The sequence below is a fragment of the Emticicia sp. SJ17W-69 genome, from assembly GCF_051209875.1.
Classification (GTDB): Bacteria; Bacteroidota; Bacteroidia; order Cytophagales; family Spirosomataceae; genus Emticicia.
Window position 1 is genome coordinate 4,805,666 of record NZ_JBNTQY010000001.1, and the last position, 23,766, is coordinate 4,829,431.

General features: G+C 35.2%; 18 protein-coding genes and 2 tRNA genes. 13 read left to right on the top strand and 7 right to left on the bottom strand.

Annotation, left to right across the window (positions count from 1 at the left end; all coding sequences use genetic code 11):
• Positions 1-119 precede the first annotated feature (119 nt).
• From ACQUQZ_RS19680 to ACQUQZ_RS19700, 5 genes are all read left to right on the top strand, one after another.
• Positions 120-677 (top strand): YdeI/OmpD-associated family protein, encoded by a 558-nt coding sequence (locus ACQUQZ_RS19680; protein ID WP_435356796.1) that lies wholly within the window; start codon positions 120-122, stop codon positions 675-677.
• Between the two features lie 115 nt (positions 678-792).
• A complete protein-coding gene (locus ACQUQZ_RS19685) occupies positions 793-2,064 on the top strand; it encodes an asparagine synthetase B (protein ID WP_435356797.1) in 1,272 nt (423 codons plus the stop codon).
• 343 nt (positions 2,065-2,407) lie between these two features.
• Entirely contained in the window at positions 2,408-3,556 is a 1,149-nt protein-coding gene (locus ACQUQZ_RS19690) for a DegT/DnrJ/EryC1/StrS family aminotransferase (RefSeq protein WP_435356798.1), read from the top strand.
• Positions 3,557-3,675: 119 nt separating this feature from the next.
• Positions 3,676-4,578, top strand: a complete 903-nt coding sequence (locus ACQUQZ_RS19695; RefSeq protein WP_435356799.1) for a glycosyltransferase family 2 protein — start codon at positions 3,676-3,678, stop codon at positions 4,576-4,578.
• A 17-nt stretch (positions 4,579-4,595) separates the two neighbouring features.
• Positions 4,596-5,387, top strand: a complete 792-nt coding sequence (locus ACQUQZ_RS19700) for a class I SAM-dependent methyltransferase (protein ID WP_435356800.1) — start codon at positions 4,596-4,598, stop codon at positions 5,385-5,387.
• A 120-nt stretch (positions 5,388-5,507) separates the two neighbouring features.
• On the opposite strand, the gene ACQUQZ_RS19705 is transcribed toward ACQUQZ_RS19700, so the two are convergent.
• The 4 genes from ACQUQZ_RS19705 to nudK form a co-directional block, all read right to left on the bottom strand.
• Positions 5,508-8,807: a T9SS type A sorting domain-containing protein gene (locus tag ACQUQZ_RS19705; RefSeq protein WP_435356801.1), complete on the bottom strand. Its 3,300-nt coding sequence runs from the start codon at positions 8,805-8,807 to the stop codon at positions 5,508-5,510.
• A 287-nt stretch (positions 8,808-9,094) separates the two neighbouring features.
• Positions 9,095-9,168, bottom strand: a tRNA-Pro gene (locus ACQUQZ_RS19710).
• A 103-nt stretch (positions 9,169-9,271) separates the two neighbouring features.
• Positions 9,272-9,359: transfer RNA gene (locus ACQUQZ_RS19715), tRNA-Ser, on the bottom strand.
• A 174-nt stretch (positions 9,360-9,533) separates the two neighbouring features.
• A complete protein-coding gene (gene nudK, locus ACQUQZ_RS19720) occupies positions 9,534-10,112 on the bottom strand; it encodes a GDP-mannose pyrophosphatase NudK (RefSeq protein WP_435356802.1) in 579 nt (192 codons plus the stop codon).
• A 55-nt stretch (positions 10,113-10,167) separates the two neighbouring features.
• Here nudK and ACQUQZ_RS19725 point away from each other — a divergent pair, with 55 nt between their 5' ends.
• From ACQUQZ_RS19725 to ACQUQZ_RS19740, 4 genes are all read left to right on the top strand, one after another.
• Positions 10,168-10,914, top strand: a complete 747-nt coding sequence (locus ACQUQZ_RS19725) for a DeoR/GlpR family DNA-binding transcription regulator (RefSeq protein ID WP_435356803.1) — start codon at positions 10,168-10,170, stop codon at positions 10,912-10,914.
• A 43-nt stretch (positions 10,915-10,957) separates the two neighbouring features.
• Complete coding sequence (locus ACQUQZ_RS19730) at positions 10,958-11,287, top strand: hypothetical protein (protein ID WP_435356804.1); 330 nt, start codon at positions 10,958-10,960, stop codon at positions 11,285-11,287.
• Between the two features lie 558 nt (positions 11,288-11,845).
• Entirely contained in the window at positions 11,846-14,668 is a 2,823-nt protein-coding gene (locus ACQUQZ_RS19735; protein ID WP_435356805.1) for an outer membrane beta-barrel protein, read from the top strand.
• Between the two features lie 95 nt (positions 14,669-14,763).
• The gene (locus ACQUQZ_RS19740) at positions 14,764-15,537 is read left to right on the top strand and encodes a GLPGLI family protein (protein WP_435356806.1); all 774 of its coding nucleotides are present in this window, start codon (positions 14,764-14,766) and stop codon (positions 15,535-15,537) included.
• Positions 15,538-15,601: 64 nt separating this feature from the next.
• Here the strand turns inward: ACQUQZ_RS19740 and glgB are convergent, their stop codons facing one another.
• A complete protein-coding gene (gene glgB / locus ACQUQZ_RS19745; RefSeq protein ID WP_435356807.1) occupies positions 15,602-17,602 on the bottom strand; it encodes a 1,4-alpha-glucan branching protein GlgB in 2,001 nt (666 codons plus the stop codon).
• Between the two features lie 139 nt (positions 17,603-17,741).
• Between glgB and ACQUQZ_RS19750 the strand changes: the two genes are divergently transcribed.
• On the top strand, positions 17,742-19,004 hold the full coding sequence (locus tag ACQUQZ_RS19750; protein WP_435356808.1) for a replication-associated recombination protein A: 1,263 nt from the start codon (positions 17,742-17,744) through the stop codon (positions 19,002-19,004).
• Between the two features lie 4 nt (positions 19,005-19,008).
• Here ACQUQZ_RS19750 and ACQUQZ_RS19755 read toward each other — a convergent pair whose 3' ends face one another.
• Both ACQUQZ_RS19755 and ACQUQZ_RS19760 read right to left on the bottom strand, forming a co-directional pair.
• Positions 19,009-19,389: a hypothetical protein gene (locus ACQUQZ_RS19755; RefSeq protein WP_435356809.1), complete on the bottom strand. Its 381-nt coding sequence runs from the start codon at positions 19,387-19,389 to the stop codon at positions 19,009-19,011.
• A gap of 29 nt (positions 19,390-19,418) precedes the next feature.
• On the bottom strand, positions 19,419-20,447 hold the full coding sequence (locus ACQUQZ_RS19760) for a LacI family DNA-binding transcriptional regulator (RefSeq protein ID WP_435356810.1): 1,029 nt from the start codon (positions 20,445-20,447) through the stop codon (positions 19,419-19,421).
• 264 nt (positions 20,448-20,711) lie between these two features.
• On the opposite strand from ACQUQZ_RS19760, the gene ACQUQZ_RS19765 reads away from it, so the two are divergent.
• From ACQUQZ_RS19765 to ACQUQZ_RS19775, 3 genes are all read left to right on the top strand, one after another.
• A complete protein-coding gene (locus ACQUQZ_RS19765; protein WP_435356811.1) occupies positions 20,712-21,467 on the top strand; it encodes an SDR family NAD(P)-dependent oxidoreductase in 756 nt (251 codons plus the stop codon).
• Positions 21,468-21,581: 114 nt separating this feature from the next.
• Positions 21,582-22,412 carry a 5-dehydro-4-deoxy-D-glucuronate isomerase gene (kduI, locus tag ACQUQZ_RS19770; protein ID WP_435356812.1) on the top strand — a complete coding sequence of 277 codons (831 nt, stop codon included), beginning with the start codon at positions 21,582-21,584 and terminating at the stop codon, positions 22,410-22,412.
• Positions 22,413-22,666: 254 nt separating this feature from the next.
• Entirely contained in the window at positions 22,667-23,722 is a 1,056-nt protein-coding gene (locus tag ACQUQZ_RS19775; protein ID WP_435356813.1) for a pectinesterase family protein, read from the top strand.
• Positions 23,723-23,766: the final 44 nt, after the last annotated feature.

A 23,766-nucleotide genomic window follows, 5' to 3' on the forward strand; every position in this document is an offset into this window, starting at 1 on the left:
AGGTCTGATTTGCTTCATCAGGAAGAAGCTCTTTTTTTGGGTAAAACCTGCAAGGTCTGAAAAGACCTTACAGGTTTTGTTTGCAGTATAAATTTTATAACTCATTGATAATCAAACACATGCAGCACCATTTTTTCGCTAAACAAGAAGATTTTCGAAAATGGCTTGAAGAAAACCATGATAAAGAAGCTGAATTATTGGTTGGATACTATAAAATTGAAACTAAAAAACCAAGCATGACATGGTCGCAATCGGTTGACCAAGCTCTGTGCTTTGGTTGGATAGACGGTGTAAGAAAAACAATTGATAGTGAAAGTTATTGTATACGCTTTACTCCTAGAAGGGCAACAAGCATTTGGAGTGCTATCAATATACAAAAAGTGGAAGAACTTACACAAAAAGGACTTATGCAAGCCGCAGGTTTAGCTGCTTTTGCAAAACGACAAGAACATAAATCAAAAATTTATGCTTACGAAAAAGAACCTCTACCACTTGATGAAGCATTTGAAATACAATTCAAAGAAAATAATCAAGCATGGAGATTTTTTCAATCACAAGCACCTTCCTACAAAAAACTCGCTATTCATTGGATTATGAGTGCCAAGCAAGAAGCCACAAAAACAAGTCGATTACAAAAAATAATTACTGAAAGTGCGGCTGGACGAAGGGCTTGGTGATAAAGTCAGATCAATTAGATAAAACATTGACTATCAATAGATAAAAATATAAATGGCTTTTAGAATTTAATCAAATCTATTGTATATATTTGATTAAATTCTAAACCTCTGAGCCATGTTTAACAGATTTCTACTTTTGTTTTCTCTCTTGGTTTCATGGCAAGCTTTTGCCAACTCCATTTTAATTCCGATGGATGATGCTCAAACCAACCATCTCAAAGCCTATGGAATTGCCTATACTACTTTAAAATCAAATACCGAGATTGATTGGTTACTCAATTATAGAGGTGGCAGTTTTTTGATGGATTATTCATCAAATATTCAAAAAGAATGCCTTGTTAGAGGTGTTTCATTTGAAATTATTTCGGAAGCCGAAGTACAGTCTTTAAAACGAGAAATAACTAATCCAGATGTCAATATGGAAGTAATGCGGCTCTATAAAGCAGCCCGAATTGCGGTTTATACACCTTCCAAAATAAGCCTTTCTTCTTTTGAAGATACTGACGCAGTTCTTTTAGTGCTACGCTACGCCGAAATACCTTTTGATATGATTTATGATGAAGAAATTTTAAGAGGTGATTTGAATAAATATGATTGGTTGCACCTACACCATGAAGATTTTACAGGTCAATTTGGAAAAAACATGCGTCGAATGAGTGCCAAAGATATGAAAGCCCAAGAAGAAATTGCTGCTCGATTCAAATATGCCAAAATTTCACAATTAAAATTAGATGTTGCTAAATCCATTAAAGCTTTTTGTATGGGAGGTGGCTTTTTGTTTGCTATGTGTTCGGGAGCCGAAACACTTGATATTGCTTTATCTGCCGAAGGCACTGATATTGTTAGTAGTCGTTTTGATGGTGATGATATTGACCGCAATGCCCAATCAAAATTAGATTTTAATAAAACTTTTGCCTTTGAAGATTTTACTTTATATCTCAATGAAGCAAGTGAAGGCTATGGTATGGGCGGAGGAGGAATGTCTTTCTCTGACATCAATGTTTCGTCAGGAAGATGGGATGAAGAAACAAATGCTTACTTCGATTTATTTGATTTCTCGGCAAAATGGGATTTTATTCCTGCTATGCTGACCCAAAATCATGAACATTTAATCAGAGAATTTATGGGACAAACTTCTGCTTTCAATAAAAGTACTGTAAAACCAAGTGTTTTGGTGATGGGTGAAAGTAAAGAATCAAACCGCTATATTTATGGAGAATTAGGTCTTGGGCAATGGGTTTTTTATGGAGGGCATGACCCCGAAGGTCGTAGAGGTTTTCATCGTACACCCACCGACCTCAATTTATTTCCTCACTCGCCAGGTTATAGACTTATCTTAAATAATGTACTTTTTCCATCAGCAAAAAAGAAAAAAAGAAAAACCTAATTTTAGCAAACAACTAACATTCTTCAATCTTCAAAAAAGTTTTTTGCGAAACTAAAAGCATCATTTTCGATGCTTTTTTTTCGTTATTGCCACATTTATTCTATAAAATGTGTAGGCGAATAAAATAAAAATTACGATAAAAAGGGAGATTTTGTAGATATTTAAAATTTATCTACTAATTTTGAGTATCTATAAAATTAACCACTATCAAGTCAGCACCCAACGGCCTCCTGCCGCTACTTCTTGGTGTGGAAATTCATAGAGAATCTTTAAACGTGTAAAAAAAGCAAATCCCATAAATTTATTGGGAAATTAAACATCTAACCTTAACTAACTATTATTTATGATAGCTGAAAAGCCCATGAATGAGTTTCCTGTCATGGATACAGGAGACGGCATTGTCTTATTTCACCCAAATATTCCAGCTAAAGCCTCTTTATACGTAAGCGAAGTTCTTAACACTCGATGGATCGGACAAGGCCCCAGAGTTGATGAATTTGAAAAACGCTTTGAAGAAAAATTTACTACTCCTTGTAAAAGTCTTGCAGTCGGTTCTGGAACTGATGCTCTCCACTTAGCTTATTTATTAGCCAATTTAAAAGCAGGCGACGAGGTAATTGCACCAGTATTTACTTGTACTGCTACCAACATCCCATTTTTATACATGGGTGTAAAAATTGTCTTTGCAGATGTTGACCAAAATTTAAATATTAATGTAAAGCATGTAGCCCAACTCATTACACCCAAAACAAAAGCCATTGTTTGTGTACATTATGGTGGTCTTCCTTGTGACATGGATGAACTTTGGGAACTCGGTGCCAAACACAATATTGCGATTATTGAAGATGCGGCACACGCTGTTGGAGCAAAATATAAGGGCGAATATATTGGTAGCCAAAGTGATTTTTCGATGTTCTCGTTCCAAGCAATCAAACATATCACCACTGGTGATGGAGGAATGTTGGTGATAAAAGACAAATCATTGGTTGAAAAAGCTAAACGTTTACGTTGGTTTGGGATTGATAGAAGTAGCAAACAAAAAGGCATCTGGGAAAATGATATTACAGAAATTGGCTACAAATATCAAATGACTGATATTGCTGCCAGTATCGGACTTGCTGCTATCGAGGAATTTGACGAGCATTTAGCCCATCGCCAAAAGCTTTATCGCCTTTATTGCGATTTATTAAAAAATGTAAAAGGTATAAGAGTTATTGGTAGCGAATACGAAGATAGAGAACACGCTGCATGGCTACTCACGGCCGAAGTTGATTACCGAGAAGCATTGGTAAAACACCTCCGTAATCACGGAATCGAATCTGGACAAGTCCATTACAGAAATGACAAATATAGTGTTTTTGGTGGTCGTCAAATAGGACAATTTCCTAAAATGGATGCCATTGAAGATCGTTATTTGGTGCTGCCTCTCCATGCTAAAGTAACTGAAGAAGATGTAGCATACATTGCCTATATTTTGAAAAAGGGCTGGTGAGCTATTGAATGGATAATGCAAAACAATGGATAATTGATAGTTATAAAATATTGATTATCAGTTGTTTTGTATTATCCATTTTTAATTATCAATTATTAATTATCCATTAACTAAGCTCCATGGATTTTATTTTTAAGCGAGTTTCGCTGTCTTTTTCTCCAACATTTTCTATTCTTATTCCTTCATGGAACAACCTTGATTATTTGAAATGTGTGGTTGATAGTATCAGAAAAAATAGTAGGTACAAACACCAAATTATTGTGCATATCAATGAAGGCAATGATGGATCAGAAGCATGGGTTTTGAGTCAAAATGATATAGGATACACCAAAAGCAAGCAAAACTCAGGTGTATGCTATGGTTTCAATGCGGCTTCCCACTTGGCTATTGCTGACTATCTGGTTTTTATTGATGATGATATGTATTTATGCCCTGATTGGGATTTTTATTTGTTTGAAGAAATTGAAAAACAACATGATGATAAATGGTGCATCAGTGGGACAATGATTGAAGCGATTGATAAAGGGAATGCATGTGTGATTGCCAATAAAAACTTTGGGACCCATCCATCGGAGTTTGATGAAGCGAAATTTCTTGCTGAATATGCCAGTTATCCAAAAGATGATTGGAATGGCAGTCAATGGTATCCAATGGTTTTGCCAACTTTCGTTTATCGTGCAGTGGGTGGTTTGAGCATTGAGTTTTTCCCAGGTATGTACAGTGACCCAGATTTTATGATAAAATTGTGGCATTATGGTGTCCGTTATTATAAAGGGTTGGAAAAAAGTAGGGTTTATCATTTTGGTAGTAGAAGTACTGGCAGAGTCAAACGCAATGATGGTCGTACCGAATTTATTCTAAAATGGGGTATTAGTAGCAATACTTTCTTTAAAAATTACCTAAAAATTGGTACCACTTTTTTAGGGAAATTGCCTACCCCCGAAGAAAATTTTACCTTGAGATTCAAGAAGAAAATAGATAGATGGAAGGTGAAATTTAAAACACGACCTATTGATATTTAAAGAAATAGCCAAAATTTATGTCGAAAATCAAAGAACAGATTAAGGGTGTTCCACATTCAAAGGGAAATGCTTTAACATTTATTCATCATTATCTTGCTGAAAATGATGTTAAAGAAAAAAATGTTATTGATGTTTCAGCGGGTTCAGGGTATGTAGCTAATTTATGGCATAAAGCAGGAGCAAAAGTACAAGCTTTTGATATGTATCCTGATATTTTTAAAAGTGAAAACTTGACTTGTTTACCCATTGATTTAAATAAAAATCTTTCTATCGAATCTAATTCAGCAGATTATGTTCTTTTGATGGAAACTATCGAACATATTCCAAATCAACAAGCTCTTTTTCAAGAACTTTCTCGTATTCTAAAACCCAATGGCTTATTAATTATCACAAAACCAAATAATAGCAGCTTGAGTGGAAGAATAGCTAATTTGTGGGTTGAGGCCGAACGAAGTGACATGTTTTTATCGAATGAGGCAAGTGTAATTGGCTATGATGATACGCACATTTATAATGGTCGAGTATTTTTATGCAATGCCCAGCGACTTCGAACTTTAGCAGGTTTGGTAAATTTACAAATACACCAAATTTATACCAATCAATTGAGCATTAGTTCGTTGGTCTGGTACTTGATTCTTGGCATATTTCTTCATTTTCGTTCTTTTCTTACTTATAAAAGGTTAAAAAGAAAAACTTCAAATTTACAAGAAAAGGCCATTCTTCTGCAACAACATCAACTCAATACAAATCCGACTGTACTCTTGCATAAACATTTATGTGTTTTATTCAAAAAAGGTGAAAAAAGTTAAAATATTGTACTTTATTACTTCTCCTAAATAGAAAAATGGTCAAGAAAATCTTAAATCTCTTGACCATTTTTTATATACAATTTTAAAGCTAATATGCCTCAAAATCACCGTCCATCAAAACTAATTAGCTTTAACGATTTTCTTAGTAACTCTTTTATTCCCTTGAATAATTTCAACAACATAACTTCCTGCAGGTAAAGGTACAACATCAAGTTTTGTTGAGAAATTGTCCTCTGTTTTTTCAAATATATCATGAAATAAAGTTTTACCCATTGAAGCATCCAATATTTGCACTTCAATTTGTTCTAAACTTTTATTATCAAGCGTCAATAGTAAATAATCAATTGTTGGATTTGGATAGGCCTTTAAGGTATTTTGTAATGGTTGCTCTTTTGCTAAACTTTTCTCGGCAATTGCAACATTAAAATCGTTTCCTGCTACAAAACCAGCCCTCGTTTTACTGGCAACAGCTTTTGTTGTACTCATCGTTTCTGTTGGAAATAAAAAGAGCGGTGTTTCTGTAACTGTCAAAGAGAATTGTCCCCCAACACTTGTGGCAGATGTTACATTCATTGAGTCAGTACCAATTCTTGGTGAATAGATATTTGCTTTAGCAATATTATTGAGATTTAATGTATAGTTGACCGTTCGCCCCTTTTCATCAGGAACGGCTAATATATAAGCAGATTTACCATTCAACTCATAACGGTCAACTATTGGGTCTTGTGATATTGTTTCCATATACACATAATTGCCCATCAATTTATTGGTTTGATAGATATAATCAGCAGCAGGTCTACGGCTAAGGTCTTGGTTAATTAAGCCTGATGAACCAAATTGAATAGGATTGGCAAAATTATCATCATAAACCTCATAGAAAAAGCTTCTTTCAATTCCCAAACGATTATACATCAAAGAAGACCTTAAAGCCCAATCTGCTTGTGTGATATACTCTGATTTCTCACCAATAGGAATAGCTTTTAATGGACTCCCTTGATTCAAATCATAGCCTAACTCTGTAATCCAAACAGGCATATCATTCAAATATTCGTGTGACATTTGTATAAAGTCTTTTGCTATTTTTCCTGCGTCTGAAACTTCTGGGGCTGCCCCACGAGTTGAATTGCCACCTTGTGTTGAATTGCCATTATCGGCATATAAATGATAATTAACAACATCCCAACATAAATTTACAGAACCATCTGGATTGTATCCTCTAAATTCTTTACACCAATCAATCATACCTCTCACATAATCGGGTTTTGCAAAAGACAAACCAGCCATCACTACTTTCATAGTAGGGTCTGCATTTTTAACACCTACACCAGGCCCCATCGTATTTTTATGTCCATCATAAAAAGCTGATAAGTTGGCAGCATGTTCACGAGCCGTTTGATAAGCATTACGACCTCTCCACCATTTGTCACGTTCATTCCCACATTCCATGTATTTGACTACACCCAAGCCCACTTTTATCGAGTTAACATTATCATTCGTCCAACGTGGTTTATTGTAAACACTCAATAATGATTGATCAACATTAGTATTACTACCAAATCGAGCTGCATATTGAAAAGCTACTCTTGCTTGTTCGATATAGGAGGTTGGGTCTAAAACTGATTTTCCATATTTCACTGGCGAAATATTATTATCTCTATCGGCTACGGGATAAGTATTCACAAGCCAATCTGGGGCAGTTTGAATACAAGCTAAAACCTCAATATCTTCTAATTTGCAACGTTGGTAAATAGCATCATAATTCCATCCTCCATTAAAAGTTGGGTTAAATGTATAGCTTCCTTCTTTTGCTTCAAGCTTATCCCAATCAATGTAATGACGAAAACCACCAAAGGATTTCATTGCTTTAAATTTATTTTCATCAATTAATGACGAATTGTGTATATCATAAAAATCCCATTCAAATCCATTTACGCCCAAACCTTGTTTCATTTTAATAGTCTTTTTCGGAACAGCAGCAAGTGTTTTAGTACTTGCAGTATAAGTTCCATACAATTCTATTTCAGTTGGATAATTACCATAAGTATTGATGAGTAAATACCTAATATTTGCGGTCGGAGGATTTTTTAGTACAAAGGTATTAGGAGTAGTGGGGTCTGGACCAACCCATTCATTGTATAATTCTCCTGTAAATTTAGCAACTGTAATTTTCTCCCATGTATCAGTAATAATTGAAAGCGTCATTGGTTGATTTACAAAAATTCCTTGACCGTCACGGAAACGAATACTTTGTAAAGTCATTTGTTCATCTGAAGCAAGAGGATAATATGCATCCCAATTACTCATTACTTTTCCCCAACCAGCTTCAACACTTACCCCCAAAATGCCATCCGTTAAACCTTCTAATCCATAATGTGTATTATTTAATTGATACCAGCGTTTCCCATCAAGAGGAATTTTAGTCCCAATAATGGTTGGTGTTATAGGAGTTGGAGGAACAACAGTAATCGTAGGTGGTGTGTTTGTGCCAAGAGGTACAACATCTCCCAATGGGCTGGTAGCCGTTGTAATAGTCGGAAGGCCATAAACTCGCACTTTTTGAGGAATATTATTACTATATTTATGTATAATTATAGCATCCGCATCAACTGGTGTAGCAACGGCTAAATCAACAAATTGCTTATAAGTAAGACCTTCAAATAAGCCCAAGAAAATTCTTGTACTCCCATCCAAAGCATAAATTGACACAGGATTATCGGTAAAAGTGCCTTCATAGTCATATAATGAAAGTTTTGTAATTTTAGTACGATGCTCTAATTTCAATCGAATATCGACCCATTTAGCATTACTTCCCCAAGCACTGCTCACCAAACTATTCAAATCATCATTCAACCACGGCGTATAGTCTTGTCCTGTATTTTCGCCTGCTTTTATTTCAATAATATTCACACGTGACGCTGTTACTACTGGGGCTATTGGCGTCACTTCTGGAGTTGGCGTAATCACAACTGTTGAAGCAGTTGTTGCTTCAGTACCGTAAATTTGAATTTTTTGTGGAATATTATTTCCATATTTATGAATAATGATCGCGTCAATATCAAAAGGGTTTTTAACGACAATATCAACAAATTGTTTATAGGTGAGTCCTTCAAAAGTACCTATTAATGTTTTAGCCGTTCCATCTAATCCATAAATACTAACAGGATTATCACTGAAAGTTCCTTCATAATCATATAAAGAAAGTTTGGTAACTTTGGTACGTTTCTCTAAAGTCAATTTTACATCAACCCATTTGGAATTATTTCCCCAAGCACTTTGCACTAAACTCGTAAGATCATCGTTCAGCCACGGAGTGTAATTTTGTCCTGTATTTTCACTTGGAGTGATAGCAGAAATCTTGATACGTGTTGGAGTTTGACCAAAACCCACAACAGAGGTAATAAAAAGGAGGATAAAAAACATTAACTTTTCCACGGCTTTTAGCGATTAAAATAGGGTTTTATAAAAAGAATAAAATCTTAAAAAGTTTATAAGTCTATTTTGGGCTACTAAAAAGTTTATAAGTCTATTTTGGGCGACGTAGAAAATAATGTACTAATGTAAGAAATTATGCTGACTAATTTTAGGTATTTTAAAAAATTAAATGTCTTTTTTTTAAATTTTATTTAAAAAAAAATTTAGAACAAAGAGATAAAGTTAAAAGCCTCAAAATTATATAATTTTGAGGCTTTTAACTTTATTTCATTAAGTCGGGGTGGCCAGATTCGAACTGACGACCTTCTGCTCCCAAAGCAGACGCGATACCGGGCTACGCTACACCCCGAGCTTGGAAATTTCTTACGAGGTTATTTCCGTTTGGGAGTGCAAAGGTAAAAATTATTTTTTGTAATTCAAACTTTACACTAAAAACTTTAAAAAGTTTTTTGCGGAGAGAGAGGGATTCGAACCCTCGGTACCCTTATGAGGTACGGCAGTTTAGCAAACGGCTACTTTCGGCCTCTCAGTCATCTCTCCTTTTTCCTTAGGGAGTGCAAATATAAAACACTGTTTTTAATTTTTAACAAATCTGATGCCAAAATTTCTAAAAAAAAATTAAACTTTTTATTGATTTCTTGATAATCTATTGGCTTTCAGGTAGTTATCTTTCAATTTTATTATTCCAATCTCTGAGAAACTAATACCAAAATACTAAAGCAAAGCATTGATTTGAGCATATTGTAGCAACATGATGGTTTTTCCATCTTTTATTTCACCCGTTTCTATCATTTCTAAGGCTTTTTTGAATGGAATCTCCAGTACTTCAATATTTTCTTGCTCATGCTCGGCACCACCTCCTTCGTTGACTTTCATATCTTTGTTAAATTCTGCAACAAAAAAATATAATATTTCAGTAACTGAACCTGGCGACATATATGCTTCAAAAACTTTTTTTACCTCTCCTATTCTATAGCCTGTTTCTTCCTCTGCTTCTCGGCGAATACAATCTTCAGGGTTATCTTTATCAAGCAAACCTGCACAGGCTTCTATCAACATTCCTGTTGCATTCCCATTGATATAAGTTGGCATACGAAATTGTTCGGTTAATACAACTGTTTGATTTTCAGCATTATAGAGCAAAATAACGGCTCCATTTCCTCGATCATAAGCCTCCCGTGCTTGTATTTGCCATTCTCCTGATTTATTTTTATAATTAAATGTTATTTTTTTCAATACATACCAATTGTTAGAAAGTACTTTTTCTTCAATTACTTGAACATTTGAATTCATGATGATTATTTTTGATTAATTATGATTATATTTGAACAAATTTAAACTAAAAACAATGAGTTATCAAAATAGAAAGCAAAAAATCTTAAAATTTGTAGAAACTCGGGGAGAAGTTGATGTAAAAACATTGGCTCAATTAGTTGAAACTTCTGAAATTACCATCAGACGTGATTTGGCTTTGATGGCTACTGATGGCTTGATATTCCGCACACATGGTGGAGCTATGAAGCTGAGTTTAGTCAATACCCCAGTAAGTTTTGAACAAAAAACTGCAATGAATATCGAACAGAAAGATTATATCTGTCGATTGGCAGCCCAAGAAATATTTGATGGCGATATTATCTTTATGGATTGCGGAAGTACTGTTTTTAGGCTATGCCAATTTATCAAAAACAAAACAATAAAAGTCATAACAAACTCATTACCAGTTGTTTATGAGTTATCAAATACCAATGTTTCAATCAACCTGATTGGAGGAGAATTAGAAAACAAACGCCAAGCCATTCATGGAAAGATAGCCGTTGAACACATCAATAGATATAAAGCAGATAAAGCATTTGTAGGAATTGATGGTATTTCAATCGAAAATGGTCTGAGTGCGGCCAGCGAGAAAGAGGCAGAAATCACAACAGCGATGTCGGCCAATGCTCGAATGACCTATCTACTCTGCGATTCAAGTAAACTGGGAAAAGAAAAATATTTAAAATTCGCACCTTTAAATATCATTGATGTTTTAGTCACTAATGAAAAAAGTGCCATTATAAAGCCTTATCAGGATTTTGGGCTTAGGGTTTTGAATTGATATTTATTTTTTAACTTTGAATTCACCTAAACACTATAAATCAATGAAAACCTTAGTCATTATACTAAATATTTTGCTACTTATTGGCCTAATTCCTGCTATTTTGGGAGCCATGACCTCACCCATGATATTTGACGCAGGCGAAAATCCAAATCTCTGGCGTGTATTTTATACCATGATTGCTCTTCCTGTTGTAATCATTATTTGCCAAATCATCTCATGGGTAGCTTTCTACCGTCAGAATTACGGCTTTTCCCTCAAAATAAGTATGATACCAATTATCCATGTCATTATATTGGTAATCTTTATGTTTTCGATGGGTTCTTCTCCTAAAGAAAAAGAAAAAAATAAAATAGACAACCCGAATAAATAAGGAAGTAAACAATGGTGAATATTCTAATTTATTGATTATAAGCAAATTAGAATATTCATCATTATTATATGTGCCTTCATTTCTTAAATTTTCTTAAAAAAATACATTTGTAAATAAAATATCTTTATCTTCGTCCTCGTTATCAACTAAACAGTTAGTTACTTTCCGTCAAACACAATACAAACTCTTATATGAAAAAGCTTTTACAATCTTTCAAGGGCAATTTACGCTCTGTAAATCTGTTACCTTCTATCCTTGCCAATATCGTATAATATCGTTTCGCCCCTTTTTTCCACCCTTTCAAAACATTTTTATTTTCCTGATTTTGTTTGAAATTAATTTTGTATCAAAACTGTAACCTTTTATAGATTTTGAAGTATGATTTATTTAGATGGGAAAACTTTATTCAAGCACTATTAACTAAAAAATTAGTTAATAAACTATTCAACTTTTGCAACATTTATAAAATAATTACGACTTATCAATAAATATTTTACCCACAAAAACTAAAATCGTGGAATATCGCTCAATGGCATTCCACTCACTCAATTATCAATTATGAAAAAAACTATTACACTCATTTTAAGTCTACTTGTCTATGGGGCGGTTTTTGCTCAAAATCCTGCTCGTATTTCAGTCAAAGGTATTGTGATTGATTCTTCAAATACAACTTTACCATCTGCTACGATTATGTTGCTCACGCCAAAAGATTCGACCTTAGTTAGCTACGGTCGCACCGAAAATGATGGACAATTTGAAATCAAGGGCGTAAAACGAGGTACTTACCTTTTGAAAATCTCATACATGGGCTATTTGCCTTATCAGCAAGAATTTACACCTGTGGATGGAGCTGTTACTGATTTAGGCAAAATCCATTTGAAGCCAATTATGAAAGAATTGTACGAAGTGGTCGTTCGTACCGCCAAAGCTCCGCTAAGTATTAAGGGAGATACCGTTGAGTATAATGCAGCATCATTTAAAGTTCCACCAGGCTCCACAGTAGAAGATTTATTGCGAAAACTACCTGGTATGTCAATTGACCAAGATGGCAATATCAAAGCCCAGGGGCAAGATGTAAAAAAAGTAACGGTTGATGGAAAACAGTTTTTTGGTGGAGATACCAAGATGGCAACCAAAAATTTAGCAGCAGAAGCCATCAAAAAAGTACAGGTTTTTAATGATAGAACCGAACAGGCAAAAGCCACTGGTGTGGATGATGGAAAGAAAGAAAAAACGATGAATTTAGAGCTAAAAGACGAATTCAAAAAAGGTGGATTTGGAAAAGTTACGGCTGGAATTGGAAACAAGGAAAGGGCTGAAGTTAAGGGAAATTACAATAAATTTGACCAAAAAAATCAATTTTCGCTAATTGGACTTGGAAATAATACCAATCAAGTGGGTATGGGTTTTGATGATTTCCAAGACTTCAAAGGAAGTCAATCTTTCAACTGGAATGATAATGCTGATTTTGGTTTTGGTGGAAGTGGACGCTACTTCTCATTCGGTGGAGATGATAGTGATGAAGATTTGTCGATTCCTATTGGTGGCGGTCGTGGACAGGGTTTAACAGATTCTTATGCGGCAGGATTGAACTATAACTATGATACCAAAAAGAACAAATTAAGTTCGAGCTATTATTTCAATGGAAAAAATCAAATATTAGATGCTCTTTCAAGTCGCCAAAATTTCTTGCAAAACAATGCTTCTTTCAAAACAACCAATGATGATTATACTCGTAACCAAAGTTATAACCATCGTGTTTCGTTTCGTTTAGAGAAAACCCTTGACACACTCAATACTATTACGATAGTTGGCAATGGTAAACTTTCAAAAGGAAATACAAGATATGATGGTTTTCAACAGTTTTTTGTGGGCGAAAATGACAAAACAAGTCAAACAACTATTAATAACCAAACTGGTTTTAATTCATCTGCAGCGGCATTGACAGGCATTTTCCGTCATAAATTCAAGAAAAAAGGGCGAATTTTTGCGATGAGTGGTGGATATAATTTTACAAATTCTGACGGCAATGCTACTCAACTTTCCTTGAATGAGTTTTTCAAAATTACCAGTACAAACGATTTATTGAGAAATATCAATCAACTCAATGAAACTGGTAGCGATAGAAATCAATGGAAAGCAAGTTTATTATACGTTGAGCCTATTGGCAAGAAATTTTCTTCTGAAACATTCTATAATTTTAGTACTCGCAATAGCATTGTTGATAGAAATGTTCAAAACCGAGAGTCGAGCCTTCAGATTGATTCCCTTACTCGCTATTTTACCAATACAATTTCGTTTAATCGAATCGGGACGAGCGTTCGATATAATTTTAAAGGTATCAATATCTCAGCAGGTATAGCTGGGCAACAGTTTTCTCTCAGAGGAAATTTTACTCAACCTAAAAAGCCCGAAACAGTTGTTGACCAGAAATATTTTGCTTGGCTTGCCAACCTTCAAGGTAGTCTCGATTTGAAAAACAACCGTTATATGTGGTTTGGATATGAACCAAACGTTTCAGAACCTTCGATAAAAGACCTTCAACCAGTAGTTGATAATAGTAACCCATTGTATATCAGAGAAGGAAACCCAGACCTTTTACCTCAAGTTGACCATAACTTTAATGTTGGGGGAAATTACTATAATCCTGGTAGTTTTATGAATGTTTATTTTGGAGTCAATTATAATTATCATGTGAATCAGATTATTTACAACCAAAATATTGATAGCAAAACTTTCAAAACTACTACCAAACCAAGTAATATTTCGGGAGGAAAGAATGTAGGGACTTATTTCGGATTTGGATTCCCTTTGAAAAAAACGAAAGCAACGATGAATTTGAATGGAAATATCAATGGTAGTACAAATCTGACCTATATCAACAATATTTTAAATGAAACTAATAATTTAAGTTATTATGCAGGTTTGCGTTTAGATTTGACCCCTTCGGATAAATTTACATTCTACGGAAATGCCAATTTGGGTATTACAAACACTAAATATTCAATTAATACTGCTCAAAATCAAACGATTTATAACCACCGATTCGGAGCGGAAATGAATGTCAAATTCCCGAAAGATTTTTATTTCAATACCCGATTCAATTATAACATTTTCTTGAACGAACGCTTTGGTTTCAATCAAAAACAACCGATTTGGAATGCTTCGGTTTATAAACAATTAGGAAAATCGAAAAAAGCAGAGATTCGTTTGACAGCTAACGATATTTTCAATAAAAACTTGGGTATCAGTCAGTTTGCCAGTCAAAACTCTTATTCTGAGTCAAGAACCGAAACCCTTGCACGTTATTTTATGCTAAGTTTCACATACAATATGCGAGGCGTGAAAAACCAAATGCGTAGAAGTGGTGGTGGATTCTAAGACGAATTTTCGAATTACGAGGTACGAGTTATGAAGTACAAATAATAAAGATTTGCAATTATTTATAAATCATTCATTATCAATTATTTACAGCAATGAAAAAAATATTTTTTTATATCATTATCACATCTCTTCTTTGGGGAGCTCAGTCATTTCTTTCGGGAGGCTTTGCACACGCTCAAAAAACTGAGGGGCTTATTCGTTTTGAACGCCAAGTCAATTGGATAAAAATGATGAAAAAATTACCATTTTTGACCCAAGAAGAAAAAGACCGAATGGAACAAACTTGGAAAAATGACCCTGACCCCAAACAAAAAATGAACTTGTATTTTAATGAAAAAGAAAGTCTTTATACATGGGGACAAGACCAGCAAGAATACGAAGACGAAAACTGGAAAAGTAGAAATAGAGAATTGATTTTCCATAAAAACTTTGAAACCGAAAAACGCACCGATTTGATTGAAATCTTAGGAAAAACCTATTTGGTACAAGATTCTTTGCAGAAAATCGACTGGAAAGTCATGAATCAAATCAAAGAAGTAGCAGGGTTTATTTGTATGAAAGCGATTACAGAAGATAAAATCAAAGGACAAAAAATAACGGCTTGGTTTACAGGTGATATTCCTGTGGCAAGTGGCCCTGAACAAACTTTTGGCCTACCCGGAATGGTGCTTGAATTAGATGCCGACGATGGAACTGTGATGGTAACAGCTACAACTGTTGAATTTAAGAAGTTAGATAAAGAGCTGACTTTACCAAAGCTAAAAGGTAAAAAAGTAAACAATAAAGATTTCGATGATGTAATTTCAAAATACATCAATGATAGTATCAAAATGCAAAGAAATCCTTATTGGGCGATTAGGTACTAAAATCAATGATAGAATGAGTAATTAGTTGTAAGCTATTTACTCATTCTATCATTCAAAATTGTATTTACTTCAATCTCAAAACTATTCCACTCAAAGGTGGCAAGGTCAATGAAATTGAGTTTTCTTTTCCATGCGAAGGTACGGCTTCGGTTTTTAAATCTCCATTACCAGTGCCACTTCCCCAATATTGTTGGCTATCACTATTGAAAACTTCGCTATAAGTTCCTGTGGCAAATACGCCAATTCGGTAATTTGAGCGAGGTACTGGTGTAAAGTTAAGTACCACAATTAAGTTATCTTTTTCGTTGAAGCCTTTACGGGCATAAACAATTACCGCATTTTCACGGTCGCTTGTATCGAGCCATTCAAATCCTTCAGGACTAAATTGCTTATCAAAAAGTGCTGCTTGCGAGCGATAAAGTTTGTTTAAACCTTTCATACACTCATTTACGCCTTTGTTTGGTTGATTTTCTAATAAATGCCAGTCAAGGCTTTTTTCAAAATTCCACTCAGCAAACTGGGCAAATTCACCACCCATAAAGAGCAATTTTGTACCTGGGTGCGTAAACATATAGGTGTACATCAGACGCAAATTGGCAAACTTACGCCATTCGTCACCTGGCATTTTATCAATTAATGAGCCTTTTCCATAAACCACTTCATCATGCGAGAATGGCAACATAAAGTTTTCTGAAAAAGCATAAACTAAACTAAAAGTAATATCATTTTGATGCCATTTGCGATACATTGGGTCTTTAGAGAAATAACGTAATGTGTCGTTCATCCAACCCATCATCCACTTCATGCCAAAACCAAGACCACCTGTATAAACTGGGCGAGAAACTCCTGGGAAAGCCGTTGATTCTTCAGCAATAGTTTGAGTATCAGGGAAACTACGATAAATTTCTTCGTTCAATTCTTTGAATAATGAAATCACTTCAAGATTTTCTCTTCCACCAAAAACATTCGGAATCCATTCACCTGCATTACGTGAATAATCACGGTAAAGCATTGAAGCTACCGCATCAACACGCAAGCCATCAGCGTGGAATCTATCTAACCAAAATATAGCATTACTAATCAAAAATGAACGAACTTCATAGCGACCATAATTAAAGATATAACTTTTCCAGTCGGGGTGGTAGCCTTCACGAGGGTCTTCATGCTCATAAAGAGCCGTACCATCAAATCTATGCAAGCCATGAGCATCTCCTGGATAGTGCGAAGGAACCCAATCAAGTATTACTCCAATACCATTAATGTGCAATTGTTCAATCAAATACATGAATTCTTGTGGCGTACCAAAACGGCTACTTGCAGCAAAATATCCTGTAATTTGATAACCCCATGATGGTTCATAAGGATGCTCCATGATAGGCATAAACTCTACGTGTGTAAAGCCCATTTCTTTCACATAAGGTACCAGTGTATCAGCAACTTCACCATAGCTCAGACATCTATCTGGATTTGATGGGTCACGTTTCCATGAACCAAAATGCAATTCATAAACCGACTGCGGAGCATTCAAATTATTGGCAGCACGACGAGTTTTCATCCAATCTTGGTCTTTCCACTCATACCAAGTATCCCAAACGATAGATGCTGTTTTTGGAGGATGTTCCCAACGAAGTGCATAAGGGTCTCCTTTTTCGATATCTGCACCAGTATTTGATGCCATAAAGTACTTATATACTTCGCCATTGCCAATATTTGGAATCCAACCTTCCCAAATACCTGAGCCATCCCAACGAGGATTTAGAGGGTGTTCACCACGATTCCAACCATTAAAAGTACCAATCACCGAGACATACTTGGCATTTGGAGCCCAAACGGCAAAAAGTGTACCCGTAACTCCCTGATTTTGAACTACATGTGAGCCTAATTTCTCATACAACCTAAAATGTTTTCCTGAGCGAAAAAGCCCAATATCAAAATCGGTTAATAAGCTAAAAGGTTCAACCTTGTTGAAAGTTGGCATTGTTGCCACATCTTGAGCTTCGCTTTTTACGATTTCTGCTTCGGGAGTTGTTTTTTCTTTTTTTGTAGAAACTGCTTTCTTTGCCATAGGTTAAAGTATTGGTTGAATAAATTCGGTGTAGAACTTTCTAATCGCTACACAAATAAACATTTATTTTTGCAAATGTTTTATCAAAAACAAATGTATCAAAATTATACCTTTGCTCAAATATTCTAACAAATAAAAAATGTCAGCCCCATTAGCCGAACGCCTACGCCCTAAAAAATTAGAAGATTATATTGGGCAAGAACATATTTTGGGTAAAAACAAGCCGCTTCGTAAAGCGATTGAGTCTAATCTTGTGCCTTCGATGATTTTGTGGGGACCTCCAGGTACAGGAAAAACAACACTTGCTTTACTCATTGCGGAAGCTACAAAACGGCAATTCCACCAACTAAATGCGGTGAGTTCTGGCGTAAAAGAATTACGAGAAGTTATTAGTAAGGCTACAGGTCTCTTCCCTCCTATTGTATTTATTGATGAAATTCATCGCTATAATAAATCTCAGCAGGATTCCCTGTTGGCAGCTGTCGAGAAAGGGCAAATTACGCTTATCGGGGCAACAACAGAAAATCCTTCTTTTGAACTAAATAGTGCGGTACTTTCTCGCTGTCAGGTCTATATCTTAGAAGGATTTGGAGAAAAAGAACTCAAAGAATTGACCGACAGAGCCCTGCGAGAAGATATAATTTTGAAAGAAAAAAATATCAAAATCGAATCGTATGATGCCCTGATGCGAGTTTCGGGAGGTGACGGGCGAAAGTTATTGAATTTATTAGAATTAATTACATTTTCGTATCCTCCTGATGCTGAGATAGTTATCAATGATGATTTAGTAGAAGAAGTTGCCCAACGCAGCATTGCTCGCTATGACAAATCAGGTGAGCAGCATTATGATATTATTTCGGCCTTTATCAAATCTATACGTGGTTCTGACCCAAATGCAGCTCTTTATTGGATGGCACGCATGATTATTGCAGGCGAAGACCCCGAATTTATTGCCCGTAGAATGTTGATTTTGGCTTCAGAAGATATTGGCAATGCCAATCCAACAGCAGTAATTATGGCCAATAATTGTATGCAGGCAGTAAAAGTAATTGGCTATCCTGAATGTAGAATTATTTTATCACAGACTGTTATTTATTTAGCAACTTCTCCCAAATCAAATGCGGCGATTGTGGCAATTGAAAATGCAATGGCTTTGGCAGAAAAAACTTCACATTTACCAGTTCCATTAGCTCTGAGAAATGCTCCTACAAAATTGATGAAACAAATTGGTTATGGAAAAAATTACCAATATTCTCATAATTATGAAGGAAATTTTGCCAAACAAAACTTTTTGCCCGATGAACTGAAAGGTACAAAAATCTATGATCCAAGCAATAATACTCGGGAAAATGAGATTAGAAAACAATTACAAACTTGGTGGGCCGAATGGTATGGGTATTAATTCACTACTTTATCACTGCTAAAATGAATGAAAATATCATCAATAGAACAGCAATAGGGGTGAAGATCATTTTTTCTAAGGTATTTTTAGATTGTATATTTCCAAAAATATTGAATAAAAAAAGAACAAACATTCCCCAAAGTATATAATTTAATATTCTTTCAGGAAATTCAAATTCTAAAAATTCTGCCTCCAACAAGGCAACCAATAAAAAAAACGCATTCAAAACCAATGAAACTGTTTCAAATTTATACATATCAGTATCATTCGTTAATCTGCTTCCCCACACAATTTTGTAAGGAATGGTTTTTACTAAAACCAATACATGGAATATGATACATATTGATAAGATAACTAATAGACCTATTTGTGCAAACTCTTTCATTTGATACAAAAATAATATGTTTATAAAGGTTAGTTCTTATCAAGTAAAACTTTTGAAGAATTCCTAATAACCAGTTCCGTAGGAATTTTTATGGCATGGAGTTCTTCGGTTATTTGTGGTTTCTTTTCTATTGAGTCTAAGAGCAATTGAGCTGCTGCTTGTCCAATTTCAAAAGCGGGTTGTACTACGGTACTGAGTGATGGATTAAGCAAATAAGCCACTTTTAAATTAGTAAAACCTATAAAAGCTACTTCATCAGGCATCAAAATATTTTTCTCTTTGATTGCCGAAAAACAATCCAAAGCCAATCGATCGCTCGTAGTAATCACCGCATCTGGCTTTTGGTTTTCAATCAATTCATCCACTAATTTTTGGGCTTCTTCTACAGCAAATCCACAATATTTTACCAATGATTCATCATACCTAATTTGGTATTTATCCAAAGCTGCTTTATATCCTGCGAGGCGTTCTTTTGTAATAGAAAGCAACGAAGGACTTGTAATATGAGCAATACGCTTTCTTCCTGAAAGAATCAAATGTTCAGTTGCTTTAAAAGCTCCATCAAAGTTATCAGCCGTTACTTTATGTGCTTCTATTTTATCTGAAACTCTATCAAAAAGCACCAAAGGCAAGCCTTTCCGCTGAATTTCTTGTAAATGTGAAACATCAACCGTTTGTCCTGAAAGTGAAATCAATAATCCATCAACTTTCCGAGCAATGATATGTTGGACATTAATTACCTCTCGCTCATAAGATTCGTGACTCTGAAAAATCACTACATGATAGCCTCGTTTATAAGCAATGGCTTCAATCCCATTGATGGCCTGCGAAAAAAAATGATTAGCTATTTCAGGGACAATGACACCAATGGCTTTACTTTTATTTTCCTTTAAGCTTAATGCAATTGGATTGGGTGAATAATGTACTTTTTCGGCATATTCAATCACCAATCTTTTTGTTTCGGCATTGATTTCATAGCTTCCTCGCAATGCCCTCGAAACAGTTGAGGTTGAAAGGTTTAATGCCTTTGCAATATCCTTTATGGTAATCGTTTCCAAAATACAATCTTGTTAAAATACAATTTTCAAGCTATTTGCGAGCTTCCAATTTTAGGTTAAAAGTACATTTTAAATTGGAAAAAGCAAATTTTACGTTTCTTATATTATCAAAAATATTTTTTTGGCAACGTTCCCGATAACGATTGCATAAAGATTATAAAGAGAAAATTTGCTCCTAAAAAAAACTTGTTGCATCTTAGAAAAGTCAAAAATAAACAAGATAATATACAATCAAAATTATTTCAAGGAATTTTACATTTTTATATGTTTAGTCTAAAAGGAAAAACAGCACTCGTCACAGGTTGTAATAAAGGAATCGGAAAAGCTATGGCTATAGGATTAGCAGAGGCAGGTGCTGATATTATCGGTGTTTCGGCTACAATCGAATTGGAGGGAAGTGAAATTGAGCAAGAAGTAAACAATCTTCAGCGAAAATTCAAAGCCTATCAAGCTGACTTTAGCGACCGAGAAAGTTTGAAAAAATTTATTTCCCAAGTAAAAAATGATTTTCCTGTAATTGATATATTAATTAATAATGCAGGAACAATCATGCGTATGCCAGCCGCCGAACACCCAGATGAGTATTGGGACAGGGTAATGGCAATTAATCTTGATTCTCAATTTATATTAGCACGAGAAATCGGAAGAGATATGATTGCACGAGGTTCGGGGAAAATTATTTTTACCGCCTCACTGCTTACTTTCCAAGGAGGAATAAATGTACCAAGCTACGCTGCCAGCAAAGGGGCAATCGGTAGCTTAGTAAAAGCTCTTGCCAATGAATGGGCAGGGAAAGGTGTCAATGTAAACGCCATTGCACCAGGTTACATTGCAACGGATAATACCGAAGCTCTCAGAAATGATCCCGAACGTAGTACGTCTATTTTGGGCAGAATTCCAGCAGGCCGTTGGGGAGAAACACAAGATTTTAAAGGACCAGCTATATTTTTAGCATCTTCAGCATCAGACTATGTACACGGTACAATTCTAACAGTTGATGGTGGCTGGATGGGAAGGTAAAGACAGTTATGAGTGCTGAGTTATAAATTGTGAGTTTTGTTTACAACAAAGCTCTAAAGACCAAATATTTTTTACATATAAAATTAAAAAACTCCCCTTTAGGGGTTGGGGGTTATGCAAACAAGATACGAAAGTAGTCCAAAAGAAACGGCGGGTATGAACACCGCCGAATTACGTAATAATTTCTTAGTAGAAACATTGTTCTCTGCCAATGCGATTCATTTAGTTTATTCCCACTACGACCGAATGATTTTGGGAGGTATCATGCCAACCAATGAAACGGTTACTTTAAACACTTATGAAGAGTTAAAATCAGAATATTTCCTTGAAAGGCGAGAAATAGGCATTATCAATGTAGCGGGTGATGGAAAAATAAACGTTGACGGTGAATCCTTCAATGTCAATAAATTGGATTGTCTTTATATTGGAAAAGGTACAAAAGAAGCCAGTTTTGAAAGCATTGATGCAGAAAACCCTGCTAAGTTTTTTGTACTTTCTGCTCCTGCTCATCAGACTTATCCAACCAAATTGATGACCAAAGAAAATGCTTCTCCTGCCAATATGGGAGCAGTGGAAACCGCTAATCAACGAACGATTTACAAATACATTCACTTGGATGGTATTCGCAGTTGTCAATTAGTTATGGGGCTTACGGTACTTCAAAATGGTAGTGTTTGGAACACTATGCCAGCTCATACACACGACCGCCGCATGGAAGTCTATTGCTATTTTGATGTTCAAGAAAATCAAGGTGTGATGCACTTAATGGGACAACCGCAGGAAACCCGTCATTTGTGGGTAAGCAATCATCAAGCGATTATTTCTCCACCGTGGTCTGTTCATGCAGGTTGTGGCACTACTAATTATTCATTTATTTGGGGTATGGCTGGTGAAAATCAATCTTTTGCTGATATGGATTTTGTAGCAATCAATCATCTAAAATAAAGTCATTTTGAGACCATTTTATGAAAGCAGATTTTTTTTAATACTTTTCTCGGATTTGTAACTAACCTATCTTTTATATTTTACTTTTCCTAAAAGCTCCTTCAATTGAAGGGGCTTTTTAACAAAAATCGCAGTTATATATCTTAATATATATAGTAGAAAACAAAGAAAATAACTGTACGACGGAGTTCCTACTCCGTCAGAGAAGGCAAGCCGTAAGGATAGGAACTACATCTCACAATAAAAATAAAAAAATGAAAAAAATATTTTGTTTTTTCTTTCTCTTACTAAGTCACGCTCTCCTTGCACAAAAAATTATCGTTGCACAAAATGGCACAGGGAAATTTAAAACTATTCAAGAAGCCATCAATAGTTTGGATACCAATTCGACTAAACAGAGAGTAATTTTCATCAAAAATGGCGTTTATCGTGAAAAATTGATGATTACTAAATCTTATTTAAAACTACAAGGCGAATCACAAGATGGCGTAATTATAAGTACCACACTTGCAAGAGATGTATGGCGTTGTGCAAATCCAGATGATTTTGGTGCTGCAACCATTAATGTAAAAGGGCACGATTTATTTTTTGAAAATATAACGGTTGTAAATGATTACGGTTTTAATGCAAAAAAAGACACAACGATTGCTTGTACCAATGAATCAGGTGGGCTGGCTGGAGCTACTCCCAAAGACCGTTATGCTCTTCCACGAGAAAAAGGCGAAGAAGCAGGGACAAAAATTGTGAGAAAAGACGGACATCAATTTGCTTTTCGCTCCATGCCTGGGGGTACTCGCTTGAGTTTTATTAATTGTACTTTCCGTGCAGGTGGTGGAGATACCGTCAGCCCTTGGGATGTAGAAGGTGGATTGTACTATTTCAAGAATTGTACAATGGAAGGTCATGTAGATTTCTATTGTCCGAGGGGCTCGGCTTGGGCAGAAAACTGCCACTTTATTTGCCATAACATGAATGCGGCAATTTGGCACGATGGTTCAAATGATGAAACATCGAAAACAGTATTAAAAAATTGTACTTTTGAGGGTGATAAAGGGTATAAATTAGGTCGTTTTCACCGAGAAGCTCAGTTCTTTTTGATTGGCTGTAAGTTTGATGAAAACATGGCAGATGCCGACATTTACCAAGCATCAACTACACAATTGAAATGGGGAAAAAGGGTCAATTATTATAACTGTCATCGCAAAGGTGGCGATTATGCTTGGCACGCAGATAATTTAAAAATCGACCCTAAAACTATTACAATTGAGTGGGTATTTGAAGAAAAATGGAAACCTTTGGTGAAGAAATAAAATGAATGATATTGAAATTCGATGTTTTAGAAAAGATAAGTTAA

Coding starts and splice junctions, on each gene's coding strand:
- ACQUQZ_RS19705 (WP_435356801.1), bottom strand. CDS start 8,807: ATGTTTTTTATCCTCCTTTTTATTACCTCTGTTGTGGGTTTTGGTCAA.
- ACQUQZ_RS19755 (WP_435356809.1), bottom strand. CDS start 19,389: ATGAAAGAGTTTGCACAAATAGGTCTATTAGTTATCTTATCAATATGT.
- nudK (WP_435356802.1), bottom strand. CDS start 10,112: ATGAATTCAAATGTTCAAGTAATTGAAGAAAAAGTACTTTCTAACAAT.
- ACQUQZ_RS19730 (WP_435356804.1), top strand. CDS start 10,958: ATGAAAACCTTAGTCATTATACTAAATATTTTGCTACTTATTGGCCTA.
- ACQUQZ_RS19700 (WP_435356800.1), top strand. CDS start 4,596: ATGTCGAAAATCAAAGAACAGATTAAGGGTGTTCCACATTCAAAGGGA.
- ACQUQZ_RS19750 (WP_435356808.1), top strand. CDS start 17,742: ATGTCAGCCCCATTAGCCGAACGCCTACGCCCTAAAAAATTAGAAGAT.
- ACQUQZ_RS19740 (WP_435356806.1), top strand. CDS start 14,764: ATGAAAAAAATATTTTTTTATATCATTATCACATCTCTTCTTTGGGGA.
- ACQUQZ_RS19765 (WP_435356811.1), top strand. CDS start 20,712: ATGTTTAGTCTAAAAGGAAAAACAGCACTCGTCACAGGTTGTAATAAA.
- ACQUQZ_RS19690 (WP_435356798.1), top strand. CDS start 2,408: ATGATAGCTGAAAAGCCCATGAATGAGTTTCCTGTCATGGATACAGGA.
- ACQUQZ_RS19695 (WP_435356799.1), top strand. CDS start 3,676: ATGGATTTTATTTTTAAGCGAGTTTCGCTGTCTTTTTCTCCAACATTT.
- kduI (WP_435356812.1), top strand. CDS start 21,582: ATGCAAACAAGATACGAAAGTAGTCCAAAAGAAACGGCGGGTATGAAC.
- ACQUQZ_RS19775 (WP_435356813.1), top strand. CDS start 22,667: ATGAAAAAAATATTTTGTTTTTTCTTTCTCTTACTAAGTCACGCTCTC.
- glgB (WP_435356807.1), bottom strand. CDS start 17,602: ATGGCAAAGAAAGCAGTTTCTACAAAAAAAGAAAAAACAACTCCCGAA.
- ACQUQZ_RS19680 (WP_435356796.1), top strand. CDS start 120: ATGCAGCACCATTTTTTCGCTAAACAAGAAGATTTTCGAAAATGGCTT.
- ACQUQZ_RS19735 (WP_435356805.1), top strand. CDS start 11,846: ATGAAAAAAACTATTACACTCATTTTAAGTCTACTTGTCTATGGGGCG.
- ACQUQZ_RS19685 (WP_435356797.1), top strand. CDS start 793: ATGTTTAACAGATTTCTACTTTTGTTTTCTCTCTTGGTTTCATGGCAA.
- ACQUQZ_RS19725 (WP_435356803.1), top strand. CDS start 10,168: ATGAGTTATCAAAATAGAAAGCAAAAAATCTTAAAATTTGTAGAAACT.